The following is a 17,340-nucleotide window of genomic DNA, read 5'->3' as shown; positions in this document are numbered from 1 at the left end:
TGTGCAGTTTTTCATAGCCGGGATTTCCATTTGTCAAATTGTGAGGGGCCGGGACGTCGCCGTCTCTTGGGTAACGCTGACGATTGCGACCCTCTACACGGCATTCGGACATGTCGGTGGAACCCCGCCCGCAATCTACCTTGGAATTACCGCTGTATTCGTCGCAGCGGTTCTGCTCGCAGCTACGGGTCGCGCACCCTGGCTCGAAAGCCGCTCTTTCGTGGCGCTCGGCGCGTGGTCGTATTCGATCTACCTGCTCCATCTGCCGCTCGCGCGCCTCCTCGCATTAGCGGCAGAGATAGTCGGGCTTAGACCCATCGTGGGGGTCGTCCTCGCCGTTCCGGTTTGTATCGCGATGGCGGCTGTCGCCTCACGGTGGATTGAGCGACCCGCTCTCGCATGGGGCCGAAACGTAAGGCAGCAGAGATTTGCGGCCGTTCAACCGTGATTCGTCTCGCTCGGGGTCGATGGTTCCTGATCACGGGCACGGCGATAGCCGTGGCAGGCATCACATGGGCAATTGGGCCGGAGCTGCTTGATAGAGGCCGCCCGATCATCATGCTTGGTGACTCGCTCACCGAGCAAGGCAACTGGGCACGTCGGTTCTTCCCACTCGATGTGCGCAATCGCGGCGTGGGTGGTGAAGGTGCCGGAGATTTATTGCGTCGCCTGGATCACGTCATTGAGGAGCGCCCAGCTGCCGTTTTCCTCATGGTAGGAGTGAACGACTTGAAGTCAGGGGCATCGCCAGAGGCCACGATGCAGGCCATCAGCGCGATATCTTCCCGACTGCGTGACGCAGGAATCCCAGTGGTCTTCCAAAGTACGGTTTCTGTNGGGGCATCGCCAGAGGCCACGATGCAGGCCATCAGCGCGATATCTTCCCGACTGCGTGACGCAGGAATCCCAGTGGTCTTCCAAAGTACGGTTTCTGTTAACCCGGCGCGTCGCCCCGACATCAATGCGATGATCTTCGACCTTAACTCGCGCATCCAGGTGTTAGCGCAACAGGGTCAGGCACCCTTCTATGACTTGAACCGAGAGCTTGCACCTAAAGGCCAACTCGCGGACGAGATGACGAGGGACGGCCTGCATCTNGACGACGATCTTGCCTACTCGCGCATCCAGGTGTTAGCGCAACAGGGTCAGGCACCCTTCTATGACTTGAACCGAGAGCTTGCACCTAAAGGCCAACTCGCGGACGAGATGACGAGGGACGGCCTGCATCTAACAAGCGCAGGCTATGCGATCTGGGCACACGCAATTGATTCCTGCATCAGAGAAATTTCGTCGGGTCGGTCGATCCAGTCTTGTGGGGACTTTTAAGCAAGTAGAGCAGCTTGAACGCGCCCTCGGCGAACTAGTTCTGGAAGCGATTTTCCTGGCCGAATGTGGCTTGGTTCGGCGGTGTTATCCCCTGCCACCCTTCGTTTCCCTGGTGAGCGAGACCCCGGCGCCGGACCAGTGCGGCGCCGCCGTGACGACCATCCAATCATGACCCGTCAAATGCGCATCAATGAGTTCGGGTGACCTAAAATGCCGAGCAAGCGCGAGCAGGTGATCCAAGCAGTCGCAGCGCTGCTGAAGGCCGCCATTCCTGCGGCAAATCAATATCGGAATGAGGTCAAGCAGCGTCCGATTTCATCCGGCGGCTACGTCAACGTCGATGACGGCGACCCGGGCGAGCCTGACGTTACGCTCAACCCGACCACCTGGATCTACGAGCACGAGATCCCGCTCGAGTTCGCGGCCAATGCGACCGCCACCGTCTCCGCCGAGGTCCGCCTCGACCGGATGCTGCAGGCTGTCGGCGCCGCCGTGGCTGCAGACCGGACGCTCGGCGGCCTCTGCGATTACGTGATGGTCCAGGCGGCCGTTACCGAGCCCCTTACCGCAGACGGCGCTCCCGTCTCCCGGTCCGCCCTCGTCGGCCTCGTCGCCGTCTACGGCACCACCGATCCCCTGAACTGATCCGACCCGAGGAGACGACCATGGCTAGAGCCCGCGGCGCGAACGCCATCATGACGGCTGCGTTCGAGACCACCTACGGAACCCCGCCGACCACGGGCTACCGCAAGCTGCCCTTCGTCTCGTCGAACCTCGGCGAGGAGCAGGGCCTGATCCCGGACGACCTTCTCGGCTACGGTCGCGAATCCCTGCCGCCGACGCGCGACGTCATCAACAACGACGGCGACGTCGTGGTGCCGGTCGACCTGCGCAATTTCGGCAACTGGCTCCGGCTGATGATGGGCGAGCCCGTCACCACGGCCGCCGGTGCGGTCAACACGCACGTGTTCTCATCCGGCAAGCGCGACCTGCCGTCGGCCACGATCGAGGTCGGCCTTCCCGAGGTCCCGAGCTACGGCCAGAACTTCGGCGTCCGCGGCAACACCATGCGCGTCCAGATGCAGCGCTCTGGCCTGCTCACGGCAACGCTCGGCCTCATCGCGCAGGGCGAGAAGAAGCTTGGCTCCTCCGGATCCGGCACGCCGCTCGAAGCCTCGGTCGAGCGCTTCTCACCGTTCCAGGGCAGCATCACCCGCGACGGCGTCGCGCTCGCCTCCGTCGTCTCTGCCGAGTTCACCTACTCGAACAACCTCGACAAGGTGGAGGTCATTCGGAACGACGGCCGCATCGAGGACGCCGACCCCGGCATGGTCACCATGACCGGCTCCATCGTGACCCGGTTCGCGAACACCCTCCTCCTCGACCAAGCCACTTCCGGTGAGCCGGTGGAGCTGACCTTCGGCTGGGTCACGGACGCCGCTCGCTCGCTCATCATCAAGGCGCACGCCGTTTACCTGCCGCGCGCCAAGACGCCCGTCACCGGTCCCGCTGGTGTCCAGGCCACTTTCGCCTTCCAGGCGGCCAAGGACATGACGCTCGGCAAGTCCGTCACCGCGACGCTGGTGAACAACGTCACTGCCTACACCGGCTGACGTCGCCTCGCCCGATTCCTCTCGCACCTCTGGTCAGTCCCACATGCTGAAGCTGAAACCCGCCGCCACCGACCTCGCGTGGCTCGATCTCCTCCCCGGCGTGCGTGTCCGCGTGAAGCCGATCAGCGTCGCGATGGTGCTGATCGGCCGCGACGAAGCGGGCAAGGTGTTCGCGGATAACCGAGTGGCGTCAGAAGCGGATGCCGAGGCCGGCAACCCGAATGTCGGGACGCATGCCGGTATCGCCCTCGTTCGGTCCCTGGCCCATGCCGGGATCGTCGAGTGGGAGGGTGTTGGCGACGCCGACGGCAACCTCGCCCCGGTCACACCGGAGAACGTCGATCTCCTCCTCGACGAATGGCGGGCCTACGACGCCCTCGACCGCCTTTATGTCGGCCCCGCTCTGGATCGAGGGGCGGAAAAAAACGCCTGAAGGCCCTCGCCGAGTGGCATTTTGCCGACGAGGGTCAGGAATACTGCGCCGCCTGCGGCGTCCAATGCGAGGCGTGCCCCTACACCGAGAACGCGCCCCAGACTGCTGACGGAATCAGTGCCTGGGCGGTCATTAGAGCCTGCGGCGCCCAGGTCCGGTACGGCAAAAATGCGCCGTACGGCCTCGACTATGGGTCCGTCCTCATGATGGCGGATGCCATGGGCGCGAAGTCTGCCCTACTAGCCGAGGCGCTGCCGGCCATTGAGGCAATCATGATGGGCGCATATCGAGACAGGGCAGAGCGGGAAGACTAGCGGCGCTTTACGCATTCATATGCCTCCTCCCAATTGACCATTCCCTGTATAATGTAATTCATCTCAATACATCTATTAATCGCCTCTTTATATTCGGGATCATCCGATCCGGAAGACAATACTTGCAGGCCAACCATCCCGACCACGCTGTCTTTCTTGCATTCTGAAAAATTTTCAGGAGAACCCTTTGATTGCAGGCGGCAAAACTTATCAATATTGCGGTCTGCTTCGGTAACTCCTCGCTTGTCTGCAAGAGCGACAGAACAAGTTGCAACGAAAAAAAAGTCCGATAGCCAAATGCGTGCGTTTCATTCTGATCTCTTCGAGCGGGAGGCGTGATGACCCAATCTGTCGCAATCCGCCTCGGTGTCGAGGGTGGCGCTGAAGTCAAGCGCGAGTTTGGCGACGTGGGCGCCGCTGGAAAGCAGGCGTTCGACGGCGTGGTCGTGTCGATGGACAGAGCCGGCACCGCCTCAGATCGACAGGTTCAGCGGTTCCAGCGCCTCGCGCAAGCCGCCAAGGAAGCAGAGGCTGCCGGAAGGGCGCAGAGCAGCATCAATTCGCTTCTCGGCGTTGAGGCCGGGCCCAGCACGTCGGCGCGTAGTTCGGCTGGCGTGTTCGAGCAGCAACTTCGGGCCGCTGAGGAAGCGGAGCGCCGCAACGCGGCCATCGCCGAGGCTCGCGCCGCCCAGTTCGCGACGACGACCCAGGCGAACCTCTCGTCGATCTACGGCATCGGCGCCACGCCATCGAAATCCGCTCGTGCGTCGGCCGATGTGTTCGAGGAAGCCGCGCGCGCTGCCGACGAAGAGGAGCGCCGCGCCGCCGCCCTTTGGGATGCTCGTGCCGCTCAGATGGCTGCTACCAATCAGGCGAACGTCTCGGCCGCCTATGGCGTGAACGCCGCTCCGGTGAAGTCTGCCCGCGCATCGGCCGAGGTGTTCGAGGAGGCAGCACGCGCGCAGGAAGACCTGGAGAAGCGGGCCAGCGCTCTTCGTGAGGTCATCGACCCTCTCGGTGCCGCGCAGCTTCGCATGAACGCAGCGGTCGCCAATGCGGACGAATTGCTGGCGAAGGGGTCGATCCGGGTCAACGAGCATACCGCCGCTGTGGCGAAGGCTCGGACGACCTACGACGAGCTCGCCAAAAGCGCTGATCGTCAGCGCGCCGGCGGCCTGCGGGCGGATCAGCTGCAGAACGTAACCTATCAGGTCTCGGACGTGGTCGCCTCCGCCGCCAGCGGGGCGTCACCGCTGACCATCCTTATGCAGCAGGGCCCGCAGCTGGCCCAGATCCTTGGCCCCGGTCAGGGCGTCGGTGGCATGATCGCCGGCATCGGCGAGGCGATCGGAAAGCTCGTCACGCCGCTCACTGCGACGGCCGGCGTCATTGCTACCATCGGCGGCACGCTCGCCTACGCCTACAGCACCTATTCGGCGGGACAGCGGGAGGCTCAGGTCTCGCTGAACGGTATAGGTCGTCTCAGCGGTGCCACTGTCGCGCAGATGAACGCCACGGCTGAGGCGTCGGCGCGTCAGGGCGAGGTGTCGATCGCATCTGCCCGCGAGATGGCCGGCGTCTACGCCTCCACCGGTCGCATCGCGCCGCAGTTCTTCGGCGACCTGATCAAGATCCAGCGCGATTACGCCGCCACGACGAAACAGGAAATCCCCGACGCAACCCGCGAACTGGCCGGCGCTCTTGCGAACGTCGCCACCGGTGTCGACACACTGGAGGCGAAGCTCGGTCCGCTCGGCGGCGGCGCGGGCGATATGGCGAAGAAGCTGGCCGCGGCGGGCGACCAGACCGGAGCCGTCAAGGTCGTTCTCGACGCGCTGCCGGCGACGCTGACCAAGGCTTCGACCCAGATGGGCGACCTCTCGCGCGAGTGGGAGCGGACGAAGCAGGGCTTCTCCGACAACATCAACTTCATCGGCAAGGCCTTGTTCGGCGAGGGCACCGATACGTTCGAGAAGCGGATCGCGGACGCGCAGGCCCGACTGAACGAGCTCGAAGCCTCGCGCTCGAAGTACGGCAATCGCTCAAACTCCTACCTCTACGAGGCCGAGGCGACCCGGCAGCGCAAAGTGGTTTCCGATCTGCAGACCCAGGCGGACACCGCCCGCAATGCTCCGGCGCGCGCCCAGGCCGACGAGATTGCGAACCAGACCAGCCGCGCCACGAAGCTCGTCAACCCCGAGCTTGCCAGCATCGAGGCGCTCGAAGCGGTCCGGGATCGGATCGGTAAAGGCCTGTCCACGGTTCTGCTCAGCCCAGACCCCAAGGTCAACGCTGGCGCGCAGGAGGCGCTCGAAACCTACAAGGCCCTCGATGCCCAGGTCGTCGAACTGCGCGCAAACCTGGCGAAGGGTGGCGACGCAGCTGCGTCCGCGCTGAAGCAGGCCGATTTCGCGAAGTCGACGGCCGACCTACAGGGCTATTCCCTCGCCGTCGCGCAGGTGAACCATCAGTACGATCAGCTCGTCGATCAGGCTCGGAAGGCGGGCGATGCCGGCCGGCGCACGGTGTCGATCGAGACGCTCAACGAGGCGCGCACCTCTGCGTTGGCTGCCCTCGCCGCACAGAACCGCCAGGCGGTCCTTCGCTCGACGGCCATTCCGAATGATGCCGTCGCGACCACCATCATGGCCGAGAGCAGGGGCAACAATAACGCGAAGAACCCAGACTCGTCGGCGCTCGGAGCGGGCCAGTTCATCAAGAGTACGTTCGTCAATCTCTATCGGCAGTACGATTCCGAGGCAGCCGCCGAGATCGATGCATCCAGCGCGAACCGAAAGGAGGCAGACGAGCGGATCGCACGGCTGAGGACCGACAAGGCGATCAATGAGAAGTACGTCGCAATCTACCTTCAGGAGATCACCAATTCACTGCTGAAGTCGGGCATCGAGGCTTCTCAGCGTAACGTGCAGCTCGGCTACTTCCTCGGCCCGGAAGGCGCCAAGCGCATGCTCCGCGCGGACCCCTCGGCCAATGCCGCCTCTATCGATCCCGCAGCCGCGGCGTCGAACCAGCGCGTCTTCAAGAACGGGAACGCCACGGTCCAGGACATCCTGGACTATGGCCAGTCCCGCGTGACAGGAAACAACGCTCCCGCCCGGGCATCGAACGAGCGTGTCATCGCCATGCGCGCTGAAACCGCTGCCTACGACCAGAGCGCGTCCCGCCAGGAGTACCTTCGGGCGGTCCAAGAGCAGTTGAACGCCGCTCGTGAGAATGGCGAAGAGATCGGAATAAGGTTCAAGACCGCTGAGGAATTACTGGCAGCCAAGTCTAAGGATCTGACGGCGGAACTGCTGGCTCAGCGCTCGGCATATCAATCCGTCGCGGACGCTCGTCAGACCGCGGCCTCCTCCGCCCTCTCGTCGCGGTTCGAGCGCGATACCGCGAACGCCTATAGCGCGCTCGGTCGGACCCCCGAAGAGCAGTCCGCCTACATGGGCGCGCGCAGCTACGCCGAGGAAGGCACCAAGGAGTTCGAGACCTATCGCGACCGCCTGCGGGACATCCAGCGTTTGTCGGAGACCAAGAGCGCGACGGGCGGGTTCCTGAAGGATCTCAAGAACGATCTTTCGCAGGGCGCATCCCTGACCACCGCCATGTCGAACGCCCTAGGCCGTCTGGCCTCGCGCTTGTCCGACAAGGTGCTTGATAGCGCGGTCTCGATGATGTTCGCCGGGTCGAGCAAGGACGGCGGCTCAATCGGCACCTTCCTGTCGAGCATCCTGCCCAAGTACGCCACCGGCATGACGCCGGCCGGCGTGGTCTACGGGCCCGGCGCCGGCACATCCGACAGCATCCTGGCGATGATCTCGAACGGCGAGTCGATCGTCAACGCGGATGCGACCCGGCGCTTCGGCCCGGTCATCAAGGCGATGAACGAGAACCGCCTGCCGCGGTTTGCCGCCGGCTACGTGCCGAAGTTCGATGGCCCGGCCAACTCGAACGCGCCGCAGCCTCTCGACGTGCGGATCGTCAACCAGTTCGAGGACGCCCGGGTCGAGAAGCGCCAGGTGCCCGACGGGCGTGGTGGCCAGCGGGATGAGATCGTCATCCGTGAGGCATTCGTTCGGGGCGCGAGCACCCGTCAAGGGCAGCAAGCCATGAACCAGCCGAGGGTCGCTACTCGATGATCCCCGTCTGGCCCGCATCGCTTCCTCAGCGCGTTCTCGCCGAGGGGTTCAACGAGGGACTCCGCGAAGGCCGGTTGCAGACCGCGCCCGAGCGGGGCGTCCCGAAGCTGCGCCGCGGCTCGTCGGCCGTCGGCAAGCCGATCCTGCAGTCGATCAAGATCGACGCCGAGCAGTTCACCACTCTCGAGCGCTTCTGGGACGTCGATACCGGTGGTGGTGTCCGCCCGTTCTGGTTTCCTGACCAGACCCGTGGCGGCATCCCGATCCTGACGACGGCCGGCGAGCCGATCCTGACGGCAAACGGCGCGGCCTTGCTGAACTCCAAGTGGTGGCTGGTTCAGTTCGGCGGCACCGCTCCCAGCGCCGGCACCCGCTCGCGCGGCATGTCCTTCGTCGTCCCGGTCCCTATGACGGTGCTGTACTCATGGGCCGCCTGATCTCGCTGAACGCCCGCCAGGCGATGAACGCCTCGGCGACCGACGACGGGCCGGTGATGCTGATCAAGATCACGCACGCCACCCTGCCGGCGCCGGTCTACCTGTCGAGCGATCCGACGATGATGTTCTCGATGGACCCGCTCCGCTACGGAACCCGCCACCAGGGGCAGGACTACGACTTCGTCATCATGGGCGCGATCATGCCCGACGACGAGAAGGATACGCCTCCGAAGACCACCCTGGCCTTCGAGAACGTCGCCCCGGACATGGCCGCGCCGTTGCGCGCAATCTCCTCGCCGGCACGCGTCGACCTGACGGTAGTCATGGCCCTAACGCCGGACGTCGTCGAGGCCCGCTACGCCAACCTGCGCGGCGTGAAGGCGTCCTACGATGCCGATGCCGTGTCGCTCGACATCTCGCGCGAGCCCTACACCTCCGAGCCGTGGCCGTCCGGGCGCTTCTCGCCGGCTCGGTTCCCTGGCCTCTTTCCGTAGGCTCTTCATGCATTGGTCTGCCGACTACATCGGCCTGCCCTGGCAGGTCGGCGGTCTCACGCGCGATGGTATCGCGTGCTGGGGGCTCGCGCGCCTCGTCTACGCCGAGCAACTCGGTATCGCAGTCCCGGATTATGCGGCTGCCGTGCCTTCACTTGAGGAGCGCACGGAGATCGCTGGGGTGTTTGCCGAGGCGACTTCGGCCGCTGGTCCTTGGGTCGAGGTCGCCCCCAATGGCTTGTCGCTCGATGTCATCCAGGAGTTCGACATCCTCGTGTTTCAGCGCACTGGGCTAGCGCATCACGTCGGCATCGCGGCCGGCAGCGGTCGCATGCTCCACATCGACCGGGATCAGGATAGCTGCCTCGTCGACTACTCCACCGGCAAGTGGGCGCCGCGCCTGGTGGGCGTCTACCGGCACAAGGAACGGATCGTGGCGAGTTTGAGCGCCATACCGCCGGAGCTCCTAGTGGTCATCGCTGCCACGACTAGCATTCTTGCACCTGTGCTGGCTCAGGGCATCTCAATCGCGGATATCCTGAAGCGTCAGGCCGCCCCCGTATGAACGCACCGGTCCGCGTTCTCGCACAGCCGCACCTGCTCGACCCGACCCGCGACCGGGTCGAGTTCACGGTCGCCCCCGACCAGACCATCGCTCAGATGGTCGCCGAGGCCATGCCGGCAGGGCGCAGGCTGGGCGGCGCGTACTTCCGGGTCACCCTGAACGGTCATCCGATCGCGGATGCGCTCTGGCACGCGGTGAAGCCGAAGCCGGGCACGCAGGTGCTGATCCGGGTCGTGCCGCAGGGCGACATCCTAAAGAACGTACTGACCATCGCCCTGACGGTGGCAGCTGTGGCCGCCGGTCAGTTCTACGGCCCGATGCTGGCCGGTGAGTTGCTGTTCGGTGGTCTGGGCGGTGTCGGTACCGGCGCTCTCGGAACCGTGCTGTCCGGCGCCATCACAGCGACGACGCTGCTTGCCGGCACGCTGCTCATCAACGCGCTGATCCCGATCCGCAGCGACAAGAAGGACGCGGCCACCTACGGCATCCAGGGCCTGCGCAACCAGGCGCAGCCCGACGGTATCGTGCCCGGCCTCCTCGGCTTCCACCGCTCCACGCCGCCCTATGGGATGCTGCCCTACACGGAATCGGTCGGGGACGACCGCTTCGTCACCGCGAACTTCATCCACGGCTACGGCCCGATCGCCACGCGCAACCATCGCATCGGTGAGACGCCGATCGAGAAGTACCAGGAAGTCACGGCCGAGCACCGTGAGGGGCGGGTGGGCGACGCGCCGCTGACGCTGACCCCGCGTCAGGTCGTCGAGCGCGCGCTGTCGATCGAACTGCTCAACGCTGGCCCCGGCGCAGGCCCGCAAACCCGGTTCACGAAGGCGGACATCTCCTCGTTCTCGATCGATATCGGCTTCCCCGGTGGTCTCGGCGGTCTCGACAAGGATGGCAAGAAGGTCGGTGTCGAGGCGACGTTCACCCTGCGCTACCGCAAGGTCGGCACAGAGACGTGGACCACGCGGCCGATCTCGGTCTACGCCAAGCTCTCCGGTAAGCCGTTCACGCGGACCTTCGCCTACGACGTGACCGATCGCGGCCTCTACGAGGTCGAGATCACCCGCACCAGCGGCGACTTCGACCGGCCGGACCAGGATTTCTCCAAGAAAGAGATCCAGCGCACCGGCCGTTCGCAATGGTCGGCCCTGCGCTCGTTCCGCCCCGAATACCCGATCAACTTCGACGCGCCGCTGGCGGTCTCGGCCATCCGCATCCGCGCGACGGGTCAGCTGAACGGCACACTCGACGAATACAATTGCGACGCCTTCTGCATCTGCCCGGATTGGGATGCGGCCTCTGGCACGTGGATCGAGCGCGAGACGCAGAACCCGGCCTCGCTGTTCCGGCACGTCCTGACGGGCCCGGCCGGCGCCTATCCGCTCACGGTCGACGAGGTCGACGCGCTGGGCGATTGGCACGCCTACTGTGTCGCGAACGGCCTGACCTACAACCGGATCCACGATTACGAGGCGTCTGTCCTGGACGTGCTGTCCGATATCGCCGCCGCCGGCCGCGCTAGCCCGCACGACAAGGGCGACCGCTGGGGCGTCGTCATCGACCGGGCCCTCGATACCGTGGCCGCCCACATCACGCCGCGCAACAGCTGGGGCTTCAAGGGGGAGCGGTCCTACCTGACCTTTCCCGACGCCTTCCGCGTCAGCTTCCTCGACGAGACCAACAGCTTCATCAAGGCCGACCGGATCGTGCCGTGGCCGGGCTTCGTCGGTCAGCCGAAGGTCATCGAGAAGCTCGAACTGCCCGGCATCACCAACCCGGGTCAGGTCTGGAAGGAAGCCAGGAAGCGCCAGTACGAGATCATGCTTCGGCTCGACACCTTCACGGTCACGCAGGACTTCGAGAGCCTGGTGCCGACCCGCGGCGACAGGGTTGAACTCTCACACGACGTCCTCGACCGCGATCAGGTCGCCGCCCGCATCATCCTGAAGCCGGAAAGCCTGTCGGCCCTTATGCTCGACGAAATGGTGACCATGGAGGAGGGGCAGGCTTACGCGGCCCGGGTTCGCTATAAGGACGGCACTTCGAACGTGTTCCCGGTCCGGACGGTGGCGGGCACATCGAACGTCCTGATCCTCGACGGGCCCGGCCAGCTGCCGGAGATGGACGACCTCGTCATGTTCGGGAAGGCCACCCGGATCTCGCAGGCGTGCACCGTGAAGGGCATCCAGCCGCAAAAGGACTTCACCGCGGCGCTCACCCTGATCCCGCACGCGCCCGAGATCGAGGCATTGGTCGCCGCCGATGTCCCGCCGGCCTGGAGCGGCCGCGCCGGCGCACCGGTGGATCAGCCGGTCAGCATTCCCGTCGCGCCGATCATCGTCAGCGTCGATTCCGGCACGTCCGCATCGAGCCTCGCAACGCCCGCCAACCCCTACCCGGTGGTGGTCAACCTTCGCCCCAACCCGTCGGGAACGACGCCCCTCGCCACGTTCCAGGTGCTCAGCCGCAAGGCCGGCACGACGGCGTGGCAGACAGCTTCTGCCCTGGCTGGCGCCGGCAGCGTCCTCCTCGCCGGATACGCCAAGGGCGATGCCATTGAGTATCAGGCGCGCGGCGTCTCCATGCGGGGCACGGCCGGCGACCTGACGGCGCTGGCCACGCACACGGTCGGCGCCACGGACGCGCCGTCCCCGAGCAACCTCGTCGTCACGATCGAGCGCGCCGCGGTGAACGGGGGAACGACGGTCGCCTTCCTGAAGCTCACCTGCGCGACCCCGGCTCGGGACGATCTATCCCTCGTCGGACGCTACCGCGCAGCCGGCGCGACCGCATGGACCGCGATACCGCTTAACGCCTCCACCCGAACCGTGATCGTATCCGGCACGCTGGCGGACGCCGAGACCTATACGGTGGAGGGCGCGCTCTCGACGGATTCCGGGGCGGACATCAGCAACTTCGTTCCCGCCGCCGGTTCGCCGATCCGCGCGACGGCAGATGATGTGGCCCCCTCCGCCCCAACCTACACCTCCGCAGCCCTGACCGGCACAGCGGCCCGCCATACCTTCCGGCAGTCACTTTCTCCCAACGCGCGCACGATCGAACTCCTTCGCGCGGACGGCTTTGGCAAGGTGGCAGCGGATGCCACGGTCATCCCTCTGGGGGCGTATGGCCCGAACCAATCCGACACCTATGACGACGTGTTCGAGTTTGGCTATCGGCAGACCTGGATGCGGGCGAAGAACGGTTCGGGCGTCGTCTCCCCGGTCGATGGCCCGAAGGTGATGACCAAGTTCGATCAGGCCGGCAACCTGACGATCGCACCGAACGATCTCAGCCATGCGTCATGGATCAAGTCTGGCCTCTCCGCGCCCGTCTTGGTCGCGGGCGGTCCCACGGGGCCAGATGGCGCGCTTGCTACCCTGGTCTCCGAGACAGCCGCCTCCGGCAGCAAGAGCATCCTCTGGCACGCGACCGGGCTCACCTCGGGCAAGAAGTTCAGGGCAATTTACGGCATCAAGCCTAACGGCAGGACCAGGGGTCGCCTTGACCTCTTCGACCCAGCGAATACGGGCACCTACACCCGCGTCGTCTTCAACCTCGGGACGGGTACGCTGGGCGCTCTGGCAACCGCCGGGGCGGCCTTCACCGGCGCTACGGCGACCCTGGTGAAGGTGAGCGCCGATTACTGGCTCCTCGTTCTCACCAGCACGGCGGCGCTGACGGCGATCGATACGCGCTTCTACTTCTACGATGACACTGGGGCTGCCTCCTACACGGGCGACACCAGCAAGGGCATGCTGCTCTGGGCCTGCACGTTCGCACAGGTGCCTTAAGCGCTCCGGCGCCTCCATCCAGCCTCCATCCGAACCACCTGACGCTGCTTCGCTTCCGCGAGCGATGGCGCGTGGGAGAACCAGTGCATGCCGCTTACGACGGAACTGCCAATCGGTGACCTCTTCGAGTTCATCGGTGACTTTCGGCTGAACGGCGATGGCCCTCCGACGACGGGTCGGATGGGACTGGATCGCCTGCAGGCCATCCTCCTCAGTTCGACGAGCCTCGTCGGCGCTCATATTGCAGACATCGAGAACCGTCTCACCACGGCCGAGGGGTTCACCAACCAGATCGCCAGCATTCTTACCCGCCTGCAGACCGTTGAAGCCTTGGGCGGTATTTCGCCCGGGACGGATCTCGCGGCGGACGGCTTGGCGGTCAGGACGACCCGTTATTGGGGGCGCCCTGGTGAGGCGATCCGGACGTGGACAGCGTCAATCGCCGCACCGCCGGCCGCAGCCGTCCCGCTGACGGAGGGAGGCGCCTACAGCATCGTTCCGACGGCGCTAGGCCCAGCGCTCCGGATTGCAGGCGCCGCAGCCGCTCGACCGATTGCGCAGGTCCCCCTCATCGACGATCAGATCGAGGAGTTCAGAGTTACGGTCAAGCGGAGCGCTGATGATGCGACGCCGGCCAACAACGCTCCGGTCTTCGCCTTTGGGTGCTTCAACGCCGATGGCACCGACAACGGCACCGTCCCTCTCCCAGCAGAGGCGCTGACCGTCGATCAGGGTTTCAAGACCTTGATCTTCCGCGCTTCGCGCGCCGCCGGCTTCGGCACGGTCGACCTGCCCGCCGGCACCCGACGCGTCAACCTGATCCCCGGCGGCAAGGGCAGCGGCTCTATCGACGTCGTCAGTGTCGAGCGCGGCCCGCAGCCGCTCACGTCCGCGCCCCTGATCACAACCCTCGGAGACACCGACTTCGTCGCGACAGTCAGCGCCGACCGGAAGTCGACCAGCCTGATCACCTTTGCCGCCTTCAAGGATCTCATGATGGAGAAGTTCATTCCGCACGTTGCGGACGCGACTGTCGGAACGGCGCCGGTCGTGCTGATCCCGGCAGATCCGAGCCGCAACAACGTCCAGATCATCAACACTTCTGCGACGAGCGCCCTTCTCATCGGCTTCGGATCGCCGCCGGTGGAAGGTGCGAAGCACACCATGCTTCTGCCGCCCAGCGGAGGGTACGAGCAGCGGTATTGCCGAACCGACGCCATCTACGCCATGGCGAAGACAGGCTCGGTCTCCGTCTTCGCGAACTACACCAACCGCTCCGGCATGGACGTGGTCGGCGATATGATTGCCGCGGTCTATCTCGCTAGGGGGTCCGGCAACGCCAACACGGCGGAACGTGCCGCGGTCACGAAGCTCATCAACCGCTTCCGCGAGTCCGGCGCCTACTACAAGTTCCGCGCGGCAGCGATCCTTGCCAACATCGACACGGTCACGGCCGCACAGGATCTCGTTCGGGATATTGCCTGGTCGCGCTTCAACGGCCCGACCTTCACGAAGTACAAGGGCTACAAGGGCAACGGCGTCGATCAGTACATCAGCACGAACTACGTCCCCAGCCAGGATGCCGGATACTTCGACGCGACGTCCCACTCCTTTGGAGCTTACGTGGACGACACGTTGCAGGGGGCGACGGGAACGCCGACGACCATGGGCTCCGCCACGACCGGCATCTCCGCGAACCGGTCGAACAGCCAGGCCACGACGCGATCGGCGACAGTATCAAGCGATTTGATCGAAGTCGGCGGTCGGGGCGGCTTGTTCGCCGTCAGTCGCAGCAGGGCGGCATCCTACAGGGCGATCTACAAACAGACCGCTCAAGACGTAGCGACGCCGATAGTGAGCACCGGCCTTGGCGCTGTCCCTTACGAGATGTTCGTGCTGGCGCAGAACAGCAGCTCCGGCGGCGCCAACGTCCCCGTCCAATTTTCCACCATCTCGGTAGACTTTGCGTTCTGCGGCGAGGCCATGACCGACGCTCAGCTCTTCTCGATCGATGCCGCCGTCGCTGAATACAAGGCGACGCTTGCGACCTTTGGAGCTTGAGCGATGGCAAAGTTCACAGCCGACTTCATCGTCAACGGTGCGACTTTTCCCGGCCTGATCCTGGCCCGCGAGGTGGCCGACGCTGGATACAACGTCATCGTGCTGGAATGGACCGGCCACATCGGTGGGATGACCACCGGCGGGCTGGGCGTGGGCGACTGGATCACCAACACGCGTTGGGGTTGGGTGCTCAGGTTCTTCCAGTACATTGCCTCGCACCCTCCCTACAATCGAACGGACGGCTCGGAGCAGAAGGACTTCAGCAGTGACGAGGCCATTGCGGCGGTCAATGCTCTCCTCTTGGATACGCCTCGCGTCACGGTCGTTACCAAGGCGCGGATCAGGAACGTCTACCGTAAGGCGAGCGATCGAACCGCGATCGAGTACGTCGAGCTTGAGAACGGCGACACCTACTGGTCCAATTATTGGGGCGACGGCTCCTACGAATGCGACCTGCCTGCCCTGGCCGGCATCAGTATGCGGTATGGCCGCGACAGCAGGTATCTGTTCCGCGAGAAGGTGGAGTACCCGGACGAGCGCGGCCTCCTCAGTCTGCCGGGGCATAAGCCTTACGACCTGACACCTGGGCGGCTGGTCGACGATCGCGGCGACCGCTATCCAAACGTCACGCAACCGCCCTTCGTCGGGCAGGTGATTGGCGGCGGCGGGCCGCGGGCGCAGGCCTACGGCTGGCGCTACTCGCTCAGGTACAAGACGGCTCGCTTGCCGTGGCCGAAGCCCCCCGGCTGGCGCGATGCGGACACAGACCGGATCGTCGACATGATCCTGAAGGGACAAGCCGGCGGGCTCTTCCCCCTCGACCTTTCGCCGCGCCCGGTCTCCGGCACCCCGGACACGTCTCCGAACTCGCCGGGACGCTACAGCACCAACGGCGGAGATCTCGCTGGCATCTTCACGAACGGATGGGGCAATCGCTCCTATGCCGAGCGTGACAAGATCGCCCTTCGCGCCTGCTACGCGACGATGGGGGCGAACTGGACGGCGGCCAACGATCCGCGAGTGCCTGAGTCCCGCCGCAACGACATCAACGATTGGGGCCTGCCGCTCGACGAGTTCCAGACCGACTACATCGGGTTCCCCGGTCATCCTCCAGCCTACTACGTCCGCGACGACCGGAGCATCCGGGCCCAGTACACGATGCGCACGCATGACATGTACGACGACACCGGCCTCAACATTGCTGGGTACTTCTCGGACCCGATCGCGGTCGGGGGGTACCACCCCGACTTCCACGCCTTCTACCGATACCCCCTGCCTGGTGGGCTGCAGGGCCGGTTCGACGGCGGCATCGACTACAGCAACCACCGCCGCTACTCGATCCCGCTCCGGGCCTGCCTGCCGTTCGCGAGCGAGTGCTCGAACCTGGTCGTGTGCTGGGGCGTCGGCGGGTCGACCATATTCCGCGCGTCTTACCGTATCGAGCAGACCGCCGGTCTAGTCGGCCAATCCCTCGGCATGCTGATCGCGCTCGCAATCGGGAGGAACGCCAAGATTGGCGCCGTTCCCTACGCCGATCTGCTCGTCAAGATGAAGGCGGCGAACGCCATCCTTCAGTACCCGGCATAGGAGACCGCCATGGGCCTTTTCAATCTGGGCGGTGGTAGTGCTGGGGCGTCGCTCCAGCTGCCGGAGTCGGACGGCTATCTCGTCAACATAGGCGGCAACCTAGTGACGGTCGAGCTGGACGCCGTCTGGCCGGCCCGCATCAAGAACCCCGGAGCGCGGGGAGGGCATTCGCTGTTCGAGGTCCGCCCCTGGCTCGGCGAAGCGCGTGACCTCGACCTTGCGACGACCGGCGACAAGCCGATCCGCATTGAAGCGTTCATGTCGGTCTTTCGGGAGATCATCGTCGGTCTCACGACGGATACGCCGGTCGGGTGCGTGGCATCGATCTGGACCGGACCGAACAAGACCGGCGACAAGCTGACGGATCTGAGCGCCGACAACCTCTCGACGCTCGTGAGCTGGAAAGCGATGCTGCCGGTCATCGTGCCCGACCTGCCTCGCGTCTGCGACTACATCTATCTCAACGTCGAAAAAGCCAGCGCGAACCCATGCCTCATCAGCGTGCTGGTGTACGGGCGCGTCATCATTGCGAACGAAGAAACGGGGCTTGTGCCATAAG

General features: G+C 65.0%; 12 protein-coding genes. All 12 read left to right on the top strand.

The genetic code is table 11. The annotated features are described in order from the left end of the window. Nucleotides 1-1,098 precede the first annotated feature (1,098 nt). Nucleotides 1,099-1,326 (top strand): hypothetical protein (locus ASF32_RS26305; protein ID WP_244483591.1); only part of this gene is annotated, 228 nt, incomplete at its 5' end. A 210-nt stretch (nt 1,327-1,536) separates the two neighbouring features. Next, nucleotides 1,537-1,971, top strand: coding sequence for a hypothetical protein (locus tag ASF32_RS04460; RefSeq protein WP_056424049.1), 435 nt, complete (start codon nt 1,537-1,539; stop codon nt 1,969-1,971). A 20-nt stretch (nt 1,972-1,991) separates the two neighbouring features. Then, the gene (locus ASF32_RS04455; protein ID WP_056424047.1) at nt 1,992-2,939 is read left to right on the top strand and encodes a phage tail tube protein; all 948 of its coding nucleotides are present in this window, start codon (nt 1,992-1,994) and stop codon (nt 2,937-2,939) included. A gap of 43 nt (nt 2,940-2,982) precedes the next feature. Continuing rightward, a complete protein-coding gene (locus tag ASF32_RS04450) occupies nt 2,983-3,372 on the top strand; it encodes a hypothetical protein (protein ID WP_056424045.1) in 390 nt (129 codons plus the stop codon). A 652-nt stretch (nt 3,373-4,024) separates the two neighbouring features. Continuing rightward, nucleotides 4,025-7,837, top strand: coding sequence for a phage tail length tape measure family protein (locus tag ASF32_RS04440; protein WP_056424043.1), 3,813 nt, complete (start codon nt 4,025-4,027; stop codon nt 7,835-7,837). After that, nucleotides 7,834-8,274 carry a hypothetical protein gene (locus ASF32_RS04435; protein WP_056424041.1) on the top strand — a complete coding sequence of 147 codons (441 nt, stop codon included), beginning with the start codon at nt 7,834-7,836 and terminating at the stop codon, nt 8,272-8,274. Before ASF32_RS04440 ends, ASF32_RS04435 begins: the two co-directional genes overlap by 4 nt. Continuing rightward, on the top strand, nt 8,262-8,768 hold the full coding sequence (locus ASF32_RS04430; protein WP_056424039.1) for a hypothetical protein: 507 nt from the start codon (nt 8,262-8,264) through the stop codon (nt 8,766-8,768). The genes ASF32_RS04435 and ASF32_RS04430 overlap by 13 nt, the downstream gene beginning before the upstream one ends. 7 nt (nt 8,769-8,775) lie before the next feature. Beyond that, nucleotides 8,776-9,333, top strand: a complete 558-nt coding sequence (locus ASF32_RS04425; RefSeq protein ID WP_056424037.1) for an NlpC/P60 family protein — start codon at nt 8,776-8,778, stop codon at nt 9,331-9,333. Next, nucleotides 9,330-13,133: a host specificity factor TipJ family phage tail protein gene (locus ASF32_RS04420; protein WP_056424035.1), complete on the top strand. Its 3,804-nt coding sequence runs from the start codon at nt 9,330-9,332 to the stop codon at nt 13,131-13,133. The genes ASF32_RS04425 and ASF32_RS04420 overlap by 4 nt, the downstream gene beginning before the upstream one ends. Before the next feature lie 180 nt (nt 13,134-13,313). Continuing rightward, complete coding sequence (locus tag ASF32_RS04415; RefSeq protein ID WP_210166856.1) at nt 13,314-15,194, top strand: hypothetical protein; 1,881 nt, start codon at nt 13,314-13,316, stop codon at nt 15,192-15,194. 3 nt (nt 15,195-15,197) lie between these two features. After that, nucleotides 15,198-16,781, top strand: coding sequence for an FAD-dependent oxidoreductase (locus ASF32_RS04410; RefSeq protein WP_056424032.1), 1,584 nt, complete (start codon nt 15,198-15,200; stop codon nt 16,779-16,781). 9 nt (nt 16,782-16,790) lie between these two features. After that, nucleotides 16,791-17,339, top strand: coding sequence for a hypothetical protein (locus ASF32_RS04405; protein ID WP_056424030.1), 549 nt, complete (start codon nt 16,791-16,793; stop codon nt 17,337-17,339). Nucleotide 17,340 lies beyond the last annotated feature (1 nt).

This window comes from Methylobacterium sp. Leaf91, from assembly GCF_001422815.1.
Classification (GTDB): Bacteria; Pseudomonadota; Alphaproteobacteria; order Rhizobiales; family Beijerinckiaceae; genus Methylobacterium.
This window is presented reverse-complemented; position numbering and strand designations above follow the sequence as displayed.

Bases quoted from the DNA above. Each gene is read 5' to 3' on its own strand.
- ASF32_RS04460 (WP_056424049.1), top strand. From the start codon at position 1,537: ATGCCGAGCAAGCGCGAGCAGGTGATCCAAGCAGTCGCAGCGCTGCTG.
- ASF32_RS04455 (WP_056424047.1), top strand. From the start codon at position 1,992: ATGGCTAGAGCCCGCGGCGCGAACGCCATCATGACGGCTGCGTTCGAG.
- ASF32_RS04450 (WP_056424045.1), top strand. From the start codon at position 2,983: ATGCTGAAGCTGAAACCCGCCGCCACCGACCTCGCGTGGCTCGATCTC.
- ASF32_RS04440 (WP_056424043.1), top strand. From the start codon at position 4,025: ATGACCCAATCTGTCGCAATCCGCCTCGGTGTCGAGGGTGGCGCTGAA.
- ASF32_RS04435 (WP_056424041.1), top strand. From the start codon at position 7,834: ATGATCCCCGTCTGGCCCGCATCGCTTCCTCAGCGCGTTCTCGCCGAG.
- ASF32_RS04430 (WP_056424039.1), top strand. From the start codon at position 8,262: ATGGGCCGCCTGATCTCGCTGAACGCCCGCCAGGCGATGAACGCCTCG.
- ASF32_RS04425 (WP_056424037.1), top strand. From the start codon at position 8,776: ATGCATTGGTCTGCCGACTACATCGGCCTGCCCTGGCAGGTCGGCGGT.
- ASF32_RS04420 (WP_056424035.1), top strand. From the start codon at position 9,330: ATGAACGCACCGGTCCGCGTTCTCGCACAGCCGCACCTGCTCGACCCG.
- ASF32_RS04415 (WP_210166856.1), top strand. From the start codon at position 13,314: ATGGGACTGGATCGCCTGCAGGCCATCCTCCTCAGTTCGACGAGCCTC.
- ASF32_RS04410 (WP_056424032.1), top strand. From the start codon at position 15,198: ATGGCAAAGTTCACAGCCGACTTCATCGTCAACGGTGCGACTTTTCCC.
- ASF32_RS04405 (WP_056424030.1), top strand. From the start codon at position 16,791: ATGGGCCTTTTCAATCTGGGCGGTGGTAGTGCTGGGGCGTCGCTCCAG.